Origin of the sequence: Microbispora sp. KK1-11 (assembly GCF_006874435.1) — a bacterium.
In the GTDB taxonomy this organism is placed as follows: Bacteria; Actinomycetota; Actinomycetes; order Streptosporangiales; family Streptosporangiaceae; genus Microbispora; species Microbispora catharanthi.
Genome location: NZ_VIRJ01000024.1, coordinates 126,567 through 141,398, shown reverse-complemented (window position 1 = coordinate 141,398; position 14,832 = coordinate 126,567). Strand labels below are relative to the sequence as shown.

General features: G+C 72.3%; 12 protein-coding genes. 7 read left to right on the top strand and 5 right to left on the bottom strand.

All coding sequences use genetic code 11. From position 1 onward, the window contains the following. Positions 1-12 precede the first annotated feature (12 nt). Positions 13-2,544, bottom strand: a complete 2,532-nt coding sequence (locus FLW16_RS29485; RefSeq protein WP_142563391.1) for a DEAD/DEAH box helicase — start codon at positions 2,542-2,544, stop codon at positions 13-15. A 145-nt stretch (positions 2,545-2,689) separates the two neighbouring features. On the opposite strand from FLW16_RS29485, the gene FLW16_RS29480 reads away from it, so the two are divergent. From FLW16_RS29480 to FLW16_RS29460, 5 genes are all read left to right on the top strand, one after another. Next, positions 2,690-3,040, top strand: a complete 351-nt coding sequence (locus FLW16_RS29480) for an STAS domain-containing protein (protein ID WP_030506779.1) — start codon at positions 2,690-2,692, stop codon at positions 3,038-3,040. Between the two features lie 19 nt (positions 3,041-3,059). Next, complete coding sequence (locus tag FLW16_RS29475) at positions 3,060-3,488, top strand: ATP-binding protein (protein ID WP_142563390.1); 429 nt, start codon at positions 3,060-3,062, stop codon at positions 3,486-3,488. A 510-nt stretch (positions 3,489-3,998) separates the two neighbouring features. Beyond that, complete coding sequence (locus FLW16_RS29470) at positions 3,999-6,332, top strand: sodium-translocating pyrophosphatase (RefSeq protein WP_142563389.1); 2,334 nt, start codon at positions 3,999-4,001, stop codon at positions 6,330-6,332. Between the two features lie 169 nt (positions 6,333-6,501). Beyond that, positions 6,502-6,987: a histidine phosphatase family protein gene (locus FLW16_RS29465; RefSeq protein ID WP_260615700.1), complete on the top strand. Its 486-nt coding sequence runs from the start codon at positions 6,502-6,504 to the stop codon at positions 6,985-6,987. Further along, positions 6,988-9,120, top strand: a complete 2,133-nt coding sequence (locus tag FLW16_RS29460; RefSeq protein ID WP_142563388.1) for an FUSC family protein — start codon at positions 6,988-6,990, stop codon at positions 9,118-9,120. 4 nt (positions 9,121-9,124) lie between these two features. Here FLW16_RS29460 and serB read toward each other — a convergent pair whose 3' ends face one another. Continuing rightward, on the bottom strand, positions 9,125-10,348 hold the full coding sequence (gene serB, locus FLW16_RS29455) for a phosphoserine phosphatase SerB (RefSeq protein ID WP_260615699.1): 1,224 nt from the start codon (positions 10,346-10,348) through the stop codon (positions 9,125-9,127). A gap of 189 nt (positions 10,349-10,537) precedes the next feature. Here serB and FLW16_RS29450 point away from each other — a divergent pair, with 189 nt between their 5' ends. Continuing rightward, positions 10,538-11,272: a GNAT family N-acetyltransferase gene (locus tag FLW16_RS29450; RefSeq protein WP_142563386.1), complete on the top strand. Its 735-nt coding sequence runs from the start codon at positions 10,538-10,540 to the stop codon at positions 11,270-11,272. After that, the gene (locus FLW16_RS29445) at positions 11,269-12,321 is read left to right on the top strand and encodes a lysophospholipid acyltransferase family protein (RefSeq protein ID WP_221891340.1); all 1,053 of its coding nucleotides are present in this window, start codon (positions 11,269-11,271) and stop codon (positions 12,319-12,321) included. The genes FLW16_RS29450 and FLW16_RS29445 overlap by 4 nt, the downstream gene beginning before the upstream one ends. Before the next feature lie 68 nt (positions 12,322-12,389). On the opposite strand, the gene FLW16_RS43965 is transcribed toward FLW16_RS29445, so the two are convergent. The 3 genes from FLW16_RS43965 to FLW16_RS29430 are packed head-to-tail and all read right to left on the bottom strand — an operon-like array spanning position 12,390 to position 14,763. Further along, positions 12,390-12,953, bottom strand: a complete 564-nt coding sequence (locus FLW16_RS43965) for a hypothetical protein (RefSeq protein WP_185949641.1) — start codon at positions 12,951-12,953, stop codon at positions 12,390-12,392. A gap of 41 nt (positions 12,954-12,994) precedes the next feature. Then, positions 12,995-14,104, bottom strand: a complete 1,110-nt coding sequence (locus FLW16_RS29435; RefSeq protein WP_142563385.1) for an S-adenosylmethionine:tRNA ribosyltransferase-isomerase — start codon at positions 14,102-14,104, stop codon at positions 12,995-12,997. Continuing rightward, complete coding sequence (locus FLW16_RS29430; protein ID WP_142563384.1) at positions 14,101-14,763, bottom strand: SDR family oxidoreductase; 663 nt, start codon at positions 14,761-14,763, stop codon at positions 14,101-14,103. Before FLW16_RS29430 ends, FLW16_RS29435 begins: the two co-directional genes overlap by 4 nt. Positions 14,764-14,832: the final 69 nt, after the last annotated feature.

Genomic DNA, 14,832 nt, shown 5'->3' with positions numbered 1-14,832 from the left:
TCCTCCGCCGGGTCAGGTGCCCAGGAGGATGTCGAGGAGGCGGATCGCCCCGGCCTTGTCGAGCGGCTCGTTGCCGTTGCCGCACTTGGGGGACTGGATGCAGGACGGGCAGCCGCGTTCGCATTCGCACGAGGCGATCGCCTCCCGCGTCGCCGTCAGCCAGTCGGACGCCCGGGCGTACCCGCGCTCGGCGAAGCCCGCGCCTCCGTCGTGGCCGTCGTAGACGAAGACCGTGAGCAGGCCCGTGTCGGGGTGGAGTTCGGTGGACACGCCGCCGATGTCCCAGCGGTCGCAGGTCGCGAACAGGGGCAGCAGGCCGATCGAGGCGTGCTCGGCCGCGTGCGCCGCCCCGCCGAGATCCGCGGCGCGTCCGGGCTCGACGAGGTCGGCGAGTGCGGGCGTGGGCAGGGTCCACCAGACCGCGCGTGTGCAGAGCGTGCGCGGCGGCAGGTCGAGCGGCTCCTCGCCGAGGACCTCCCCGGTCTGGGTGCGCCGTTTGAGGTACGAGACGACCTGGCGGGTGACCTCCACCGAGCCGAAGTGCAGAGTGCCGGGCCCGAAGGGCCGCGAACGCAGCGACTCCATCACCCGGATGTCGGTGACGTCCCGCGCGAAGGTCGCGTAGTCCGGTTCGGCGGCGGTGACCAGGGCGACCCCCGCGTCCAGATCGAGCACGTCGACCACGAACGTCTCGCTCTGGTGCAGGTAGACGGCTCCGGGATGGACCATGGTGTGCGCCGACGGCTCGTCGACCGTGCCCAGCAGGCGACCGGTGGACGCCTCCACGACCTGCACCGGAGCGCCGCCCGAGCCGCGGATGTCCGCCAGATCCGCCGCGTGGTCCCGGCTCGTCCAGAACCACCCCGTGGGGCGCCTGCGCAGCAGTCCCCGGCTCACGAGGTCGTCGAGCACGCCCCGCGCCGCCGGGCCGAAGATCTCCAGGTCGTCCTCGCTCAGCGGGATCTCCGCGGCGGCCGCGCACAGGTGGGGCGCCAGCACGTACGGGTTGTCGGGATCGAGGACGATGGCCTCCACCGGCCGTCCGAACACCGCCTCCGGATGATGGACGATGTAGGTGTCCAGCGGGTCGTCACGCGCGATCAGCACGGCCAGCGCGTCCTGGCCCGCGCGGCCGGCCCGGCCCGCCTGCTGCCACAACGAGGCGCGGGTGCCGGGCCACCCGGCGATGAGGACCGCGTCGAGCCCTGAGACGTCGACGCCGAGTTCGAGCGCGTTGGTGGTGGCCAGGCCGGTCAGTTCGCCCGAGCGCAGGGCCTTTTCGAGCACCCGCCGGTCGTCGGCCAGGTAGCCCGCCCGGTAGGCCGCCACCCGGTCGGCCAGCCGCGCTCCACGATCTGTCCGGCGTCCCGCGTCGATCTCAGCCGCCTCTCCGGTCTCGGCGGCCTCCGCGGAGGACCGTCCCGGCCCGCCGATCTCGTCGAAGGCCTCGCCCGGAACGCCGGCGGAGGCGTCGCCAGAAGCCCAGTCGCTGACCTCTCCCGCTACGCCCTCGGCGTACTCCCCGTACGGCGCGGGCCCGGCGTCGAGGAGGGCCTCGACCTCCTCCAGCGTGCGGCGGGCGGTGAGGGCCACGGTTTCCGCGGCCCGGCGGGAGCGGACGAACGCGAGGGTGCGCACGTCCTCGATCACGAGATCCGCCAGGAGGTCGGCCGCCTCGGCCGTGGCCGTACGGCGGACCGGGGCCCCGCTCTCCCCGCGTAAATCGGTCAGAGGCGGCTCCCACAGGGCGAAGGTGGTCGAACCCCTGGGGGAGGCGTCCGTGGTCACCTCGGCCATTTCAAGGCCGGTCAGACGCACTCCCGCGGCGGCGGGGTCGCTCGCGGTGGCCGACGCGAGCAGGAACACCGGGGAGGAGCCGTACCTGGCGGCCACCCGGCGCAGCCGGCGCAGGATCTGGGCGACGTGGGAGCCGAAGACGCCGCGGTAGCCGTGGCACTCGTCCACGACCACCAGCCGCAGCCGCCGCCAGAACGACGACCAGGACGAGTGCCGGGGCAGAATCGACCTGTGCAGCATGTCCGGGTTGGTCAGCACGTAGTTGGCGTTCTGGCGGACCCATCGGCGTTCCTCGGGCGGCGTGTCGCCGTCGTACGTCGCGGCGCGCACCTGCGTCAGCCGCAGCTTGCGCAGGGCCCTGAGCTGGTCGGCGGCGAGTGCCTTGGTCGGGGTGAGATACAGCACGGTGCCGCCGGAGAAGATCTCCGTGACGGCCGGCACCAGGTAGGCCAGGGACTTTCCGGACGCGGTCCCTGTGGCAATGATCACGTTTTGGCCACGTTTAACCAGCTCGGCGGCTATAAGCTGGTGTTCCCAGAGGCCGGAGACCCCCTGCAGGCCCAGGCGCGAGACCAGCAGATCGGGAGCCCATTCCGGCCACCTTGCCTCACCTGCCTGACGTGCTGGAACATGCTCCACATGAGTCACGCGCCCCCGGCGTGCGGGAACCGCGAGCAGACGGGTGAGAAGGTCGCCTGTTCGGGCAGAGGACGAAGAAGTCGGAGTCACTGGTTTCCAGTTTGGCATCTGCGGGGAGAGTCGCCCGGAGTCGTGATTTCGTATAGACACGGAGTCGTAGCGTGGTTGAATGCCGCGCATCGGGTCGTGCCTCTGGACTACCAGGATGCATGACCTGTATCGAGACCTACGCAAGTAAGGCGCTGGAGGATCTGTGGATCTGAAGTTGGACCACCATTCCGAGGACAATCTCACCATCGTCGATGTCGAGGGTGAGATCGACGTCTACACCGCGCCCAGACTGCGTGAGCTGCTGATCGACCTGGTCAACAAGGGCAACTTCCACCTGCTCGTGAACATGGAGAAGGTGGACTTCCTCGACTCGACGGGCCTTGGCGTGCTGGTCGGCGGCCTCAAGCGGGTGCGGGCGCATGACGGTTCCCTGGAGCTCGTCTGCACGCAGGAGCGCATCCTGAAGATCTTCCGCATCACCGGCTTGACGAAGGTCTTCGGGATCTATGCCTCGGTCGAGGAGGCCAAGGAAGCCCACGGCCGGGACAAGTGACGGCCGAGGACTCAGCAACATGGCCACCGTCGAGCTGACGTTCAGCGCTCTGCCCGCCCACGTGCGTACGGCCCGGCTGGTCGCCACGGCCATCGCCCGGCGCACGGGAGTGGCGGAGGCGATCCTGGACGAGGTGCGGCTCGCCGTCGGAGAGGCGTGCTCGCGGGCTGTGGAGGCGCACCGCCTCCACTGCCCGGGGGAGCCGGTACGCATCGAGTTACGCGATGACGCGGGGCGTTTCGAGGTGACGGTCACCGACGCCGCCCCGAGCGAGGACGTGACGCCTCAGGTGCTGGAGGCGAACGGCAACCTCATGCCCGAGATCGACAATCTGGGCATCGCGGTCATCGCGGGACTGGCCGACGACGTCGAGGTGCTCCCCGGGCCGAAGGGCATGCGCATCCGCATGAGCTGGCCCGCGTCGCCCAACGGCATCGCCGCCCTCTGACCCCGAGAGCCTCCGAAAGCCTCCGAGGACCTCCGAAGAGAGCCCAGAGCCTCCGAAAAGATCCGAGGAGGGTCTTCAAGCATCCTCGAAGACCTTCGGCGCCCCTTCGAGGCGAGGCCCTCGAGGCGGAACCTTCGAGCAGATCGAGTGTCGCCCCCGGCGTGACACTCGATCTTTTGCTATGCCCGGCCTAATTTCGGATGGCCTGAAACTAGGGACAAGGGAGTACCGTAACCCGGGCGACCATCGCCGCGACGCCTCTGACTCCGCTGGTCAAAGCACCTTCATAGCGGTGCAAATGTTGGTCCATTACTGGACGCCGCCTCGATTACGGGGCACAAGGGCCTTCATATCCGTGGCGTCGCTGCGTAGACTCCCGGCACCGGCCAAGGTATTGCGGATGCAACCGGAAGCGGCACTTGCCAACCGCCCGGAAGTGCGCCGCACGGCCAGTCGGATCGTCGGCGCCGTCCGGGCAGGACCGAAACCCCGTCTGGCCGAGGAGGACGGATGTCTGCCTATCACGCCGCTGGCGAGAGCGCAGCGGTAGCGTTGAACGGTTCCCATCTCACCCTTGTCATAGTCGTCGCCGTCGTGGCTCTGCTCGCTCTGGCCGTCGCGGGCGGCCTGGTGCGCGAGGTGCTCGCCGCAGGGCAGGGCACCGAGCGAATGCAGAACATCGCGCGTGCCGTGCAGCAGGGCGCCGCCGCCTATCTCACGCGGCAGTTCCGGACGCTTGCGATATTCGTCGTCATCATTCCGTTCCTGCTTCTGCTGCTCCCGGCGGGCTCGACCGGCGAGCGAATCGGGCGGTCCGTCTTCTTCGTCGTCGGCGCGGTGTTCTCCGCGCTGACCGGTTTCATCGGCATGTGGCTCGCCGTACGCGGAAACGTCCGCGTCGCGTCCGCCGCCCGCGAGTCGGGTGAGAAGACCGCGATGCGCATCGCGTTCCGCACGGGCGGCGTCGCCGGCATGTTCACGGTCGGCCTGGGCCTGCTGGGCGCCGCGATCGTCGTGCTGGTCTACAAGGGCGACGCGCCGAATGTCCTCGAGGGGTTCGGCTTCGGCGCCGCGCTGCTCGCTATGTTCATGCGTGTCGGCGGCGGCATCTTCACCAAGGCCGCCGACGTCGGCGCCGACCTGGTCGGCAAGGTCGAGCAGGGCATCCCTGAGGACGACCCGCGCAACGCCGCCACCATCGCCGACAACGTGGGCGACAACGTCGGCGACTGCGCCGGCATGGCCGCCGACCTGTTCGAGTCGTACGCCGTCACCCTGGTCGCGAGCCTGATCCTGGGCAAGGCCGCGTTCGGCACCGAGGGACTGGTCTTCCCGCTGATCGTCCCGATGATCGGCGTGATCACGGCGGTCATCGGCATCTTCACCACGGCTCCCCGCTCCAACGACCGTTCCGGCATGGCCGCCATCAACCGCGGCTTCTTCATCTCCGCCGCCATCTCGGCCGTGCTGGTGGCCGTCGCGGCGTTCGCGTACCTCCCGTCGAGCTTCGCCGAACTGTCCGGCGCCTCCGCGGACGTCGCCGCGCTCACCGCCGACCCGCGCCTGATCGCCATCGGCGCGGTGCTCGTGGGCCTTGTCCTGGCCAGCGCCATCCAGATCCTCACCGGCTACTTCACCGAGACCAACCGGCGCCCGGTGCGGGAGATCGGCGAGAGCTCGCTCACCGGTCCCGCCACCGTCATCCTGTCCGGCATCTCGGTCGGCCTGGAGTCCGCGGTCTACTCCGCGCTGCTGATCGGCGGCGCGGTCTACGGCGCCTTCCTGCTCGGCTTCGGCAACGTGACCGTGGCGCTGTTCGCCGTGGCCCTCGCGGGCACCGGCCTGCTGACCACGGTCGGCGTGATCGTGTCGATGGACACCTTCGGCCCGGTCTCCGACAACGCCCAGGGCATCGCCGAGATGTCGGGCGACGTCGAGGGCGAGGGCGCCCGCGTGCTCACCTCCCTGGACGCGGTCGGCAACACCACAAAGGCCATCACCAAGGGCATCGCGATCGCGACCGCCGTGCTCGCGGCGACCGCACTGTTCGGCTCGTTCCGCACCGCGGTCGAGGGCGAGCTCGCCAAGGCGACGCAGGGCGTGAAGGACGCCCTGGGTTCGTTCGCCAACTTCAGCCTGTCGGTGGACGCCCCGAACGCCCTGGTCGGCCTCATCGTCGGCGCGGCCGTGGTGTTCCTGTTCTCCGGCCTCGCGATCAGCGCCGTCGGCCGCGCCGCCGGCCGGGTCGTGTACGAGGTGCGCGAGCAGTTCCGCACCAAGCCGGGGATCATGGACGGCAGCGAGCTGCCGGACTACGGCCGCGTGGTGGACATCTGCACCCGCGACTCGCTGCGCGAGCTCGCTACCCCCGGCCTGCTCGCCGTGCTGACCCCGATCGCGGTCGGTTTCGCGCTCGGGTACGCGCCGCTCGGTGCCTACCTGGCCGGCGCCATCGCGGCCGGAACGCTGATGGCGGTGTTCCTCGCCAACTCCGGCGGCGCCTGGGACAACGCCAAGAAGCTGGTCGAGGACGGCCACCACGGCGGCAAGGGCTCGGAGGCGCACGCCGCCACCGTGATCGGCGACACCGTCGGCGACCCGTTCAAGGACACCGCGGGCCCGGCCATCAACCCGCTGATCAAGGTGATGAACCTGGTCGCGCTGCTGATCGCCCCGGCCGTCGTCGCGTACGCCGACAACGTCGCGGTCCGCGCCACCGCGACGGTCGTCGCTGTGGCGATCGTGGTCGGCGCCGTGGTCGTCTCCAAGCGCCGCGCTACGGGCATCGCCCCGTCCGGCGAGGCCGACGAGGCCTCCCGTGCCACGGAGCCCGTCGCCCACTGACGCGGCCCCCGGCACGGCCCGAAGGTCCCTCGCTCATGGAGCGGGGGACCTTCTCCATACACTGAGCACTTATGGACAAGCCGAACGGGGGCAGGACGCTGGCGCTGATCCTGCTGACCATGGCGGTGATGATCGCGGTGATCGTGGGCCTCGCCATCTGGGCCATGCCATGAGCGCCCGGACGCTCGTCGTGGTCAGGCACGCCAAGGCCGGCCACCCGCCCGGTCTCCCGGACAGCGAACGTCCGCTCACTCCCGGCGGTGAACGGGACGCCCGGGCGGCCGGGGAGGAGATCCGGCGATTCGCCCCAGGGCTCACCTCAGGGCTCACCCCGGGGCTCGTCCTGTGCTCGCCGTCGGTCCGCACCCGCAGGACCGCCGAGCTGCTCGGCCTCGACGCCCCCGTCGAGATCGAACGCGACATCTACGAGGCGTACCCCGACGACCTGCTCGGCGTGCTGCGCCGTACGGACGGCGAGATCGCGTCGGTGGTGCTCGTCGGCCACAACCCGGGCGTGCACGAGCTCGTCGCCGCCCTGACCGACGCCAGGCTCGACGGCTTCCCGCCCGGCGCGTACGCGGTGATCGAGCTGGACGTGCCGTGGGAGGACGTCGCCCCCGGCACCGGACGGCTGGTCCATGTGAGCCGCACCTGATTGCGGCCTGGCACGGCGGGTAGTAAGAAACGCCTGCCGCTCAGGAACGTCGTACTCGCCAGGGCGCCGAGGCTGGAGGATCCACGCCTCGCGCTCGGTTTCGGCCTGACCGGGGCCGCCTGCCTGGTGATCCCGCTGCTCACGGGCCTGCTCACGGGGCACCCAGCGGGCGGCGCGACGGTCGGCCTCGGCGCGTGGCTGGTCGCGGCGCGGGCCATCGCGAACCCCGCGGGCATGCGCACGCCCTACCTGCTCGGCGTCGTGCTGTCGGTCGGCGTGGGGACGTCGCTGGGGATCCTGCTGTCGGGCAGCAGCTGGCTCATGGTCCTGGTCGCCTCGGCCCTTGCCGGGCTGGGCGGCCTGGTGCGCCCGATCGGCGTCACCCCGGCGCTCACGCTGCTCCTGACCGCCGCCAACCCGCTGCCGCTCGATCCCGTGCCGCACACGGGCCTGCAACTGCTCGGCGGTCTGCTGGCGGCCGTCCTGCTCACCCTGCCCTGGCCGTGGCGGCGCACCCGCCCGGTCGTCACGATGCTGGGCGAGACGGCCGACACCCTGGCCGGGCTGGTCGAGGCCGTGGCCGACCCCGCGGTGGGCCAGGACGAGTGGGACGAGCGCCGCAGGAAGGCCGCCGACGCGATCGCCGAGGTCCGCATGGCCCGGGCCCGCCGCGTCCGGTGGGAGCGGTCACGGGCGGCCGAGGAGGTCGCGCTCGCGTTGGGCCGGGTGTTCCACGAGATCATCGCGTTGCGCGGGCTGTGCGACACGCTGGCCCGGCGTGCGCCCGGCGCGGCGGACCAGGCGGGGCTCTGCGACCTCGTGGGCTCGCTGTCCGCAGCGCTGCGGGCCTACCTGGCCGAGTGCCCGCCCGAGCACGTGCCCGTTGTGGACTTCGGCGATCGGGTCGACCGGCTGCACGACCGGGCCGCGGGCGGCGAGCGCGAGATGGTCGTGCTCGTCCTCCTCCGGCAGATCGCGCACAGCGCCAGGCGGATCCAGGAGGCGCTCGACGGCTCCACCGAGGCGGCGCGCCGCCTGTGCGCGCCCGGCCTCGATCTGGCCACGCTGGCGGTTCCCCCGTCGCTCGCCTTCGACGACCCGCGCGTGCGGCACGCCCTGCGGGTCGTGCTCGGCACCGCCTTCGCCTCGATCGTCATCGTGCTGTTCAAGCCCGCGTTCCCGCACTGGCTGGTGATCGCGGTGCTGGTCACCATCCAGCCGACGTACGGGGAGACGCGGGCCAAGGTGTGGGCGCGGGTGGGCGGCAGCACGGCCGGCGGTCTGGTCTCGGCCGCGATCCTGCACTTCGCGCCGGGTCACTGGACGCTCGTCGCGCTGATCGGGGTGTCGGCCGCGCTGGCGTTCGGCCTGGCCCCGACGCATCAGGCCTACTGGGCGACGTTCATGACGATGTGCGTGCTGCTGCTGCTCGACTTCCAGGTGCCGCAGACCGCGCGGATCGCCGAGTCGCGGGTCGTGCTGACCGTCGTCGGCGGCGTCATCGCCATCGCGTGCGCGCGGCTGCTGTGGCCGCGGGGGGAGACGGAACGGCTGGCCGAGCGGGTCGGCCGGATGCTCGACTCGCACGCGGCGGTCGCCCGGACGCTGGCGCAGCTGGCCAGGGGGAAGGCGGGCGCCGAGCAGGTCGAGGAGCGGATCAGGAAGGCCGCGGTGGACGCCGAGATGGTCGCGGGGGCGCTCGGCTACATCGCCAAGGAACCCGGCGGCACGGCCCCCGACGCCGTCGACGAGGCCCTGGAGGCCGCCCAGCGGGTCCGCGACGACCTGCTGACGCTGATCTCGGTGCTGCGCGACGAGCCGAACGGCGCCGGGCCGGTCCCCGACGTCCTGGACGCCGTGGCCGACCACCTCAGGGCCGCCGGCCAGGCCGTGCGGGCGCGGGAGCCGTACGAGCCGGCGGCGGAGGTGAGCCGGGGGCTCGCGGACGACGCCGTGTGGGTCGGCGCCCAGGCCGAGCGCCGCCTCAGCGAACTGGAGGCGGACGCCACAGAGCCGGGCTCGGGGCGGGCGCTGCTGCGCACCGCCGCCGTCGACCAGGCGCTGCGCTCGCTGGACGCCGACGCCGTACGGCTGTGCGCGGCGGCGGCCGACGCCTTCGCGAACAGGCCCTGAGGCCTCAGCTCATGGCGGGCGGCATGCCGTCCTCGGCGTCGGCCGCCTCGACCTCCTCACGGGAGATGCCGAGCAGGTAGAGGATCGAGTCGAGGTAGGGCACGTTGACCGCGGTGTCGGCGGCCTGCCGCACGATGGGCTTGGCGTTGAACGCGATGCCGAGCCCGGCGACGGCGAACATGTCGAGGTCGTTGGCGCCGTCGCCGATCGCGACGGTCTGGCTCAGCGGAATACCCGACTCGGCGGCGAAGCGCTCCAGCGCACGTGCCTTGCCCGGCCGGTCCACGATCTCGCCGACGACCCGGCCCGTGAGCCGGCCGTCGACGACCTCAAGGGTGTTGGCGGCCGAGTAGTCGATGCCGAGGTCGGCCACCAGGGAGTCGGTGATCTGGGTGAAGCCGCCGCTCACGATGGCGAAGCGGTAGTCGAGCCGCTTGAGGGTCCGCACCAGCGTGCGCGCGCCGGGGGTGAGGACGACCTCCTTGACGACCTTCTCGAAGACCTCCTCCGACAGCCCTTCGAGCAGCGCGACCCGCCTGACCAGCGACTCGGCGAAGTCGAGCTCGCCGCGCATGGCCTCGTCGGTGACCCGGGCGACCTCGTCCAGGCACCCGGCGTGCCGGGCCAGCAGCTCGATGACCTCGTTCTGGATCAGCGTCGAGTCGACGTCCATCACGATGAGGCGCTTGGCGCGGCGGTGCAGGCCGCTGCGCTGCACGGCCACGTCCACCTGCTGCGCCGCCGCCTCCGCGGCCAGCTCCGCGCGCATCGCCTGAGGGTCGGCGCCGGACACGGCGAGCTCGATGCACGTCACCGGATAACTCGACAGCCGCTCGATCCTGTCGATGTTGGCGCCGCTCGCCGCGATCCGGCCGGAGATCCCGGCCATGGCGGCGGGCAGCAGCGGCGCGCCCAGGACGGTGACGTGCAGCCGTCCGCGTCGCCGCTTCTCCTTGGAGGTCGTGCCGGTCGCGATCTCCAGGTCCATGTCGAGGTCGGCGGCGACCTGCTCGACGGCCGTCCACAGGCCGCCGATCGTGCCTCCGGTGCCGGTGGGCGGCCCCCCGGCGTAGGCGACGAGCACGCCCAGGGTGAGGCGGCCTCGGATGACGACCTGCTCCACGTCGGCCACGACGACCGGGAACCCGGCCAGTACGGAAAACAGCCGCGAGGTGACGCCCGGGCGATCCGGACCGGTCAGCGTGATCAGGAGCGTGCGCTGGTTCACGTTGTTTGAGGTTACTGCGCCGCTTGTCATGTGCGCGCACGAGGTTCACGATGCGGACGCCTTCATGCCCCCGCCCTGAGGCTCCGCTGTCATTTCCGCATGTCGTCATGGTGGTGGGCCGCGGAACGGGCCGGGAGAGACGGGACGCCTCACCGCGGCCGGCACCCCCCGAGGAAGGACGCGACGCGCATGACGATCTCTCTGCAGTCCCAACACTCCCTTGGCTCCGGCCGCTACACCGTCGGGTTCGCCGAGAGCGCCGCGGACCTGCGTGCCGCTCAGCGCCTGCGCTACGAGGTGTTCGCCGGGGAGATGGGCGCCCGGCTCGACTCCCCGCTGAGCGGGCTCGACGCAGAACCGCTCGACGCGTACTGCGACCACCTCCTCGTCCGCGAGGGTGACACGGTGGTCGGCACCTATCGCCTGCTGCCGCCCCGCCGTTCCGACCGGCTCTACTCCGACTCGGAGTTCGACCTCGGCGCGCTGAAGGGCCTGCGCGGCGACCTGGTCGAGGCCGGGCGCACGTGCGTGCACCCCGACCACCGCGGCGGCACGGTCGTCGCCCTGATGTGGGCGGGGATCGCGCACTACATGACCAGTCGCGGCCACGCCTGGCTGGCGGGCTGCTGCTCTGTGCCCCTGGACGACGGCGGCGCGGTCGCCGCCGGAGTCGTCGACCGGGTCCAGTTGGGGCCTGAGGAGTATCGCGTCACGCCGCACACGCCCTGGCGCGACGCCGGGGTCCCCCGCCCCGACAGGTTCGTGCTGCCGCCGCTGCTGCGCGGTTACCTGCGACTCGGCGCGTGGATCTGCGGCGCTCCCGCCCACGATGCGGACTTCGGCACCGCGGACTTCTTCGTGCTGCTCTCCGTGGCCGACGCCGACCCCCGCTACCTGCGGCACTTCCTCAGGCAGTCGCGGTGAGCACGGTCGCGCACCTGCCGGCGGCCTCCTCCGCCTGGCTGCCGGTGTCTCCCTGCGCGCCGGACGTCTGCCTGCGCGCGCAGGCGCGTACGGCCGGCCCCCTGCGCCGGGCCGCCCGGCTGGCGGGCGCGGCCGCCGTGCTGCTCGCCGGTCTGCCGATCGCGCTCGCGCTGGGCCGTACGGCGTGGCGCGGGGCGGTCACGACGCGCTGGTCGCGTCTGCTGCTGCGGGCCCTCGGCATCAGGATCGTGACGCGCCGCGGGTTCTCCTGCATCGGGGGTTCGGCGCGGGCGCGAGCCGTACCGGAGGAGGACGGGCCCGCCCTGCTCGTCGGCAACCACGTCTCCTGGCTCGACCCCCTGGTCGTCACGGCGACCTTCGCCTGCCGCCCGCTCGCCAAGGCGGAGGTGGGCAGGTGGCCGATCGTCGGCACGCTCGCCGCCGGGGGCGGCGCGCTGTTCATCGACAGGGACCGGCTGTCCGCCCTGCCAGGGGTCGTCGCGGACATGACCGCCGCGCTGCGGCGCGGCGAGAGCGTGGCCGCGTTCCCCGAGGGCACGACATGGTGCGGACGCGAGATGGGGCGCTTCCGGCCCGCGGTGTTCCAGGCGGCGCTCGACGCGGGGGTGCCCGTGCGGCCGGTGGCGCTGCGTTTCCTGGAGGACGCCGCGGTCGGCCGAGACACAGTGGCCCGCCGAGGCACAGTGGTCGGCCGAGGCACAGTGGCCGGCCGAGGCACAGGGGCCCACGGAGGCACAGGGGCCCACGGAGGCACAGGGGCCCACGGAGGCACAGGGGAGCGGGCCGCCCTTTCCACCCGGCCGTCGTTCGTCGGGAACGACACGCTGCTCGCGTCCGTCCTGCGGATCGTCGCCACCAGGGACCTCGTCGCGGAGGTGACGGTCTTCCCCGCCGTACGGCCGGACCTCCCGGCCGCGTACGGCGGGCCGGTTCACCGGAGGGAGGCCCGGACGGCGCTGGCGCGTATCGCCGAGGCTCAGGTCAGGACGGGGCTCATGGAACCCGAGAAGCAGGCCGTGGCGGCCTGACGGGGGCTGTCACACGATAGCGGCGCCTGCCCGGGGGCCGGGCGGGCGCCGTGAACGACGGACGGATGTCAGCGGGTGATCGAGGTCTTCGACTTCACCCAGCCGATGCTGTCGCCGAACTCGCTGAGCAGCTCCCTGGGGTCGGTGTTCGTCGACGTGTCGACGACCGCGCCGCCGAAGTAGCCGTAGAGCTTGCCGCGGGCGGATCCGCTCACCTGGGCCTTCGCCCAGAACGTGTAGCTGTTGCCCTTCTTGAGACCGGGCAGCACGCACAGGGCTCGGGTCCGCTCCCGCGTGCAGTGCTCGTGGTAGTTGGAGCCGTGCGGGACGTAGATCCGGGTCTTGGTGACGTTCTTGGGGAACTTGACCGCCAGGAAGATCTCGTCGGTCTTGGTCCTGAGGTTGTTGATGAGCCTGACCTTGAACGAAACCACCCGCCCGGCGCGGACGCCGTAGGGATAACTGACCTGGATGCGGACGGGCGCCGAGGTCGCCGTGGTCGCCGCGGACGCCGTGGACGAGGTGGCCGCGGCCGACGACGCGGCGGAGGCGGGCGCGCCGGACGCGACCAGCGCGCCCGCGGCCAGTGGCACGGCCAGCAGCGCGATCGGCTTGCCGATGAGGGTACGCATGCGGTCAGCCTTGACGATCGAGATCACGGTTGGATCACGTATCAGAGGATGAGATGGCTGTCGCCGAACTCGTGCCAGAGGTAGCCCTCCTCCAGCGCCGCCTCGTACGCGCGGGCCAGCACGCCGGTCCCGGTGATCGCCGACAGCATCATCAGGTGGCTGGAGCGGGGCTCGTGCAGGCCCGTGACGAGGCCGTCCACCGCTCGCACGCCTCCCGCCGGCGTGACGACGTGCGAGGTCCAGCCCGACGCCGCCCGCACCGTCCCCGGGGCGGGGGCGTCGAGGGCGGCGGTCTCCAGCGCCCGTACGACGGTCGTGCCGACGGCGATCACCCGGCCCCCGTGCTCGCGGGTGATGTTCACCAGCCGTGCCGTCCACGGGGAGACCGAGAACCACTCGGGATAGGGCGGTTCGTCCTTCTCCGGAGACGCGACCCCGGTGTGCAGCGTGATCGGCGCGACGCCGATCCCCCGGCTGACGAGTTCGGTGACGAGCTCCGGGGTGAACGGCCGGCCGGCGCTGGGCATCTCCGCGCTGCCCGGCTCGACACCGAAGACCGTCTGGTAGTCGGCGAGCGGCCAGTCGCGCCGCACGTAGCCGTACCGGATGGGCACGCCGTGCGCGGCGAGGTAGGAGAGCACGTCGCGGTCCAGGTGGGCACGCCACAGGCGCGGCGTCTCCTGCGCCAGCAGGCGCAGCGTGGCCCCTCCCGGGAGCGGCAGCCACTCGCCGGGCGCGGCGCCGGAGTAGGGCTCCGTCGCCGTCGCCGTACGGCGGCGCAGCTCGACCAGCCACTCGCCGGACGCGAGGCGGCCGGAGAAGTGGACGGCCAGCCGGTCGAGCCGCACCGCCGCGGGCAGGGTGGCGGAGTTGTTGACCACCAGCAGGTCGCCGGGGGACAGCAGCGTCGGCAGGTCGGCGAAGACGTGGTGGCTGACCTCGCCGGTGTCCCGGCGGGACACCAGCAACCTGACCTCGTCGCGGCGCAGCCCGCGCGCCTCCGGCGGCTCGTGCGCCTCCAGCGGCGCCGCCAGCGCGAACTCGAACGACCCCGCCGCCCCGTACGGCCGGATCGCCGGGCCGGGGGCGGTGGTCGTCGCGGGGGGCTCGGTCCGGGCCTGGACGGCGGTGTGGGGGTCTCGGGCGGTCATTCCAGTTCTCCTCGTGTGAAGCGGCCGGGGGCGGGTCGGGTGCCCACGAGACGCAGCAGCGCCGGGACCACGCTCTCGGGCGGCGGCGCCGCACCGGCCTCCTCCGGGCCCACGGCGTCGGCCAGCATGCGGGTGCGCATCTCGCCCGGGTCCACCCACCAGACCGCCACGTCGGGCTCCTCGGCGGCGAGGACGTTCGACACCTGGTCGAGGGCGGCCTTGGTGGCGCCGTAGCCGCCCCAGCCCTCGTACGCCTCGACGGCGGCGTCGGAGGAGATGTTGAGGATCGCGCCCCGCCGCTTGCGCAGCGCGGGCAGCGTCGCCTGCACCAGCGCGAGCGGCGCGATCACGTTCGTCTCGAACAGCGCGCGCAGCGCGTCCAGCGGATAGTCGGCGAGCCTGGGCAGCGGGGCGGGGCCGAGCCCGCTCGCGTTGTTTATCAGAAGGTCCAGCTCGGGCACGGACTCGGCGAGCCTGGCCACATGCGCCGGGTCGGCGACGTCTCCGGGGATGGCCCGGGCGCCGAGGTCGAAGGCCGCCGACATCAGGTCCTCCTCGCCGCGCGCGGTGAGCAGGAGTGACCAGCCGTCGGCGGCGAGTGCCTTGGCGAGAGCCAGTCCCAGCCCTCGCGACGCTCCGGTGATGAGTGCGTGCTTCATGCGCTTCACGCTAGGAATCAGCACGTCAGGCGCACATCGGACCGAGGTCCGGCCGTCGCTCGGCAGTTG

Coding starts and splice junctions, on each gene's coding strand:
- FLW16_RS29485 (WP_142563391.1), bottom strand. CDS start 2,544: ATGCCAAACTGGAAACCAGTGACTCCGACTTCTTCGTCCTCTGCCCGA.
- FLW16_RS29475 (WP_142563390.1), top strand. CDS start 3,060: ATGGCCACCGTCGAGCTGACGTTCAGCGCTCTGCCCGCCCACGTGCGT.
- FLW16_RS29470 (WP_142563389.1), top strand. CDS start 3,999: ATGTCTGCCTATCACGCCGCTGGCGAGAGCGCAGCGGTAGCGTTGAAC.
- FLW16_RS29465 (WP_260615700.1), top strand. CDS start 6,502: ATGAGCGCCCGGACGCTCGTCGTGGTCAGGCACGCCAAGGCCGGCCAC.
- FLW16_RS29450 (WP_142563386.1), top strand. CDS start 10,538: ATGACGATCTCTCTGCAGTCCCAACACTCCCTTGGCTCCGGCCGCTAC.
- FLW16_RS43965 (WP_185949641.1), bottom strand. CDS start 12,953: ATGCGTACCCTCATCGGCAAGCCGATCGCGCTGCTGGCCGTGCCACTG.
- FLW16_RS29435 (WP_142563385.1), bottom strand. CDS start 14,104: ATGACCGCCCGAGACCCCCACACCGCCGTCCAGGCCCGGACCGAGCCC.
- FLW16_RS29430 (WP_142563384.1), bottom strand. CDS start 14,763: ATGAAGCACGCACTCATCACCGGAGCGTCGCGAGGGCTGGGACTGGCT.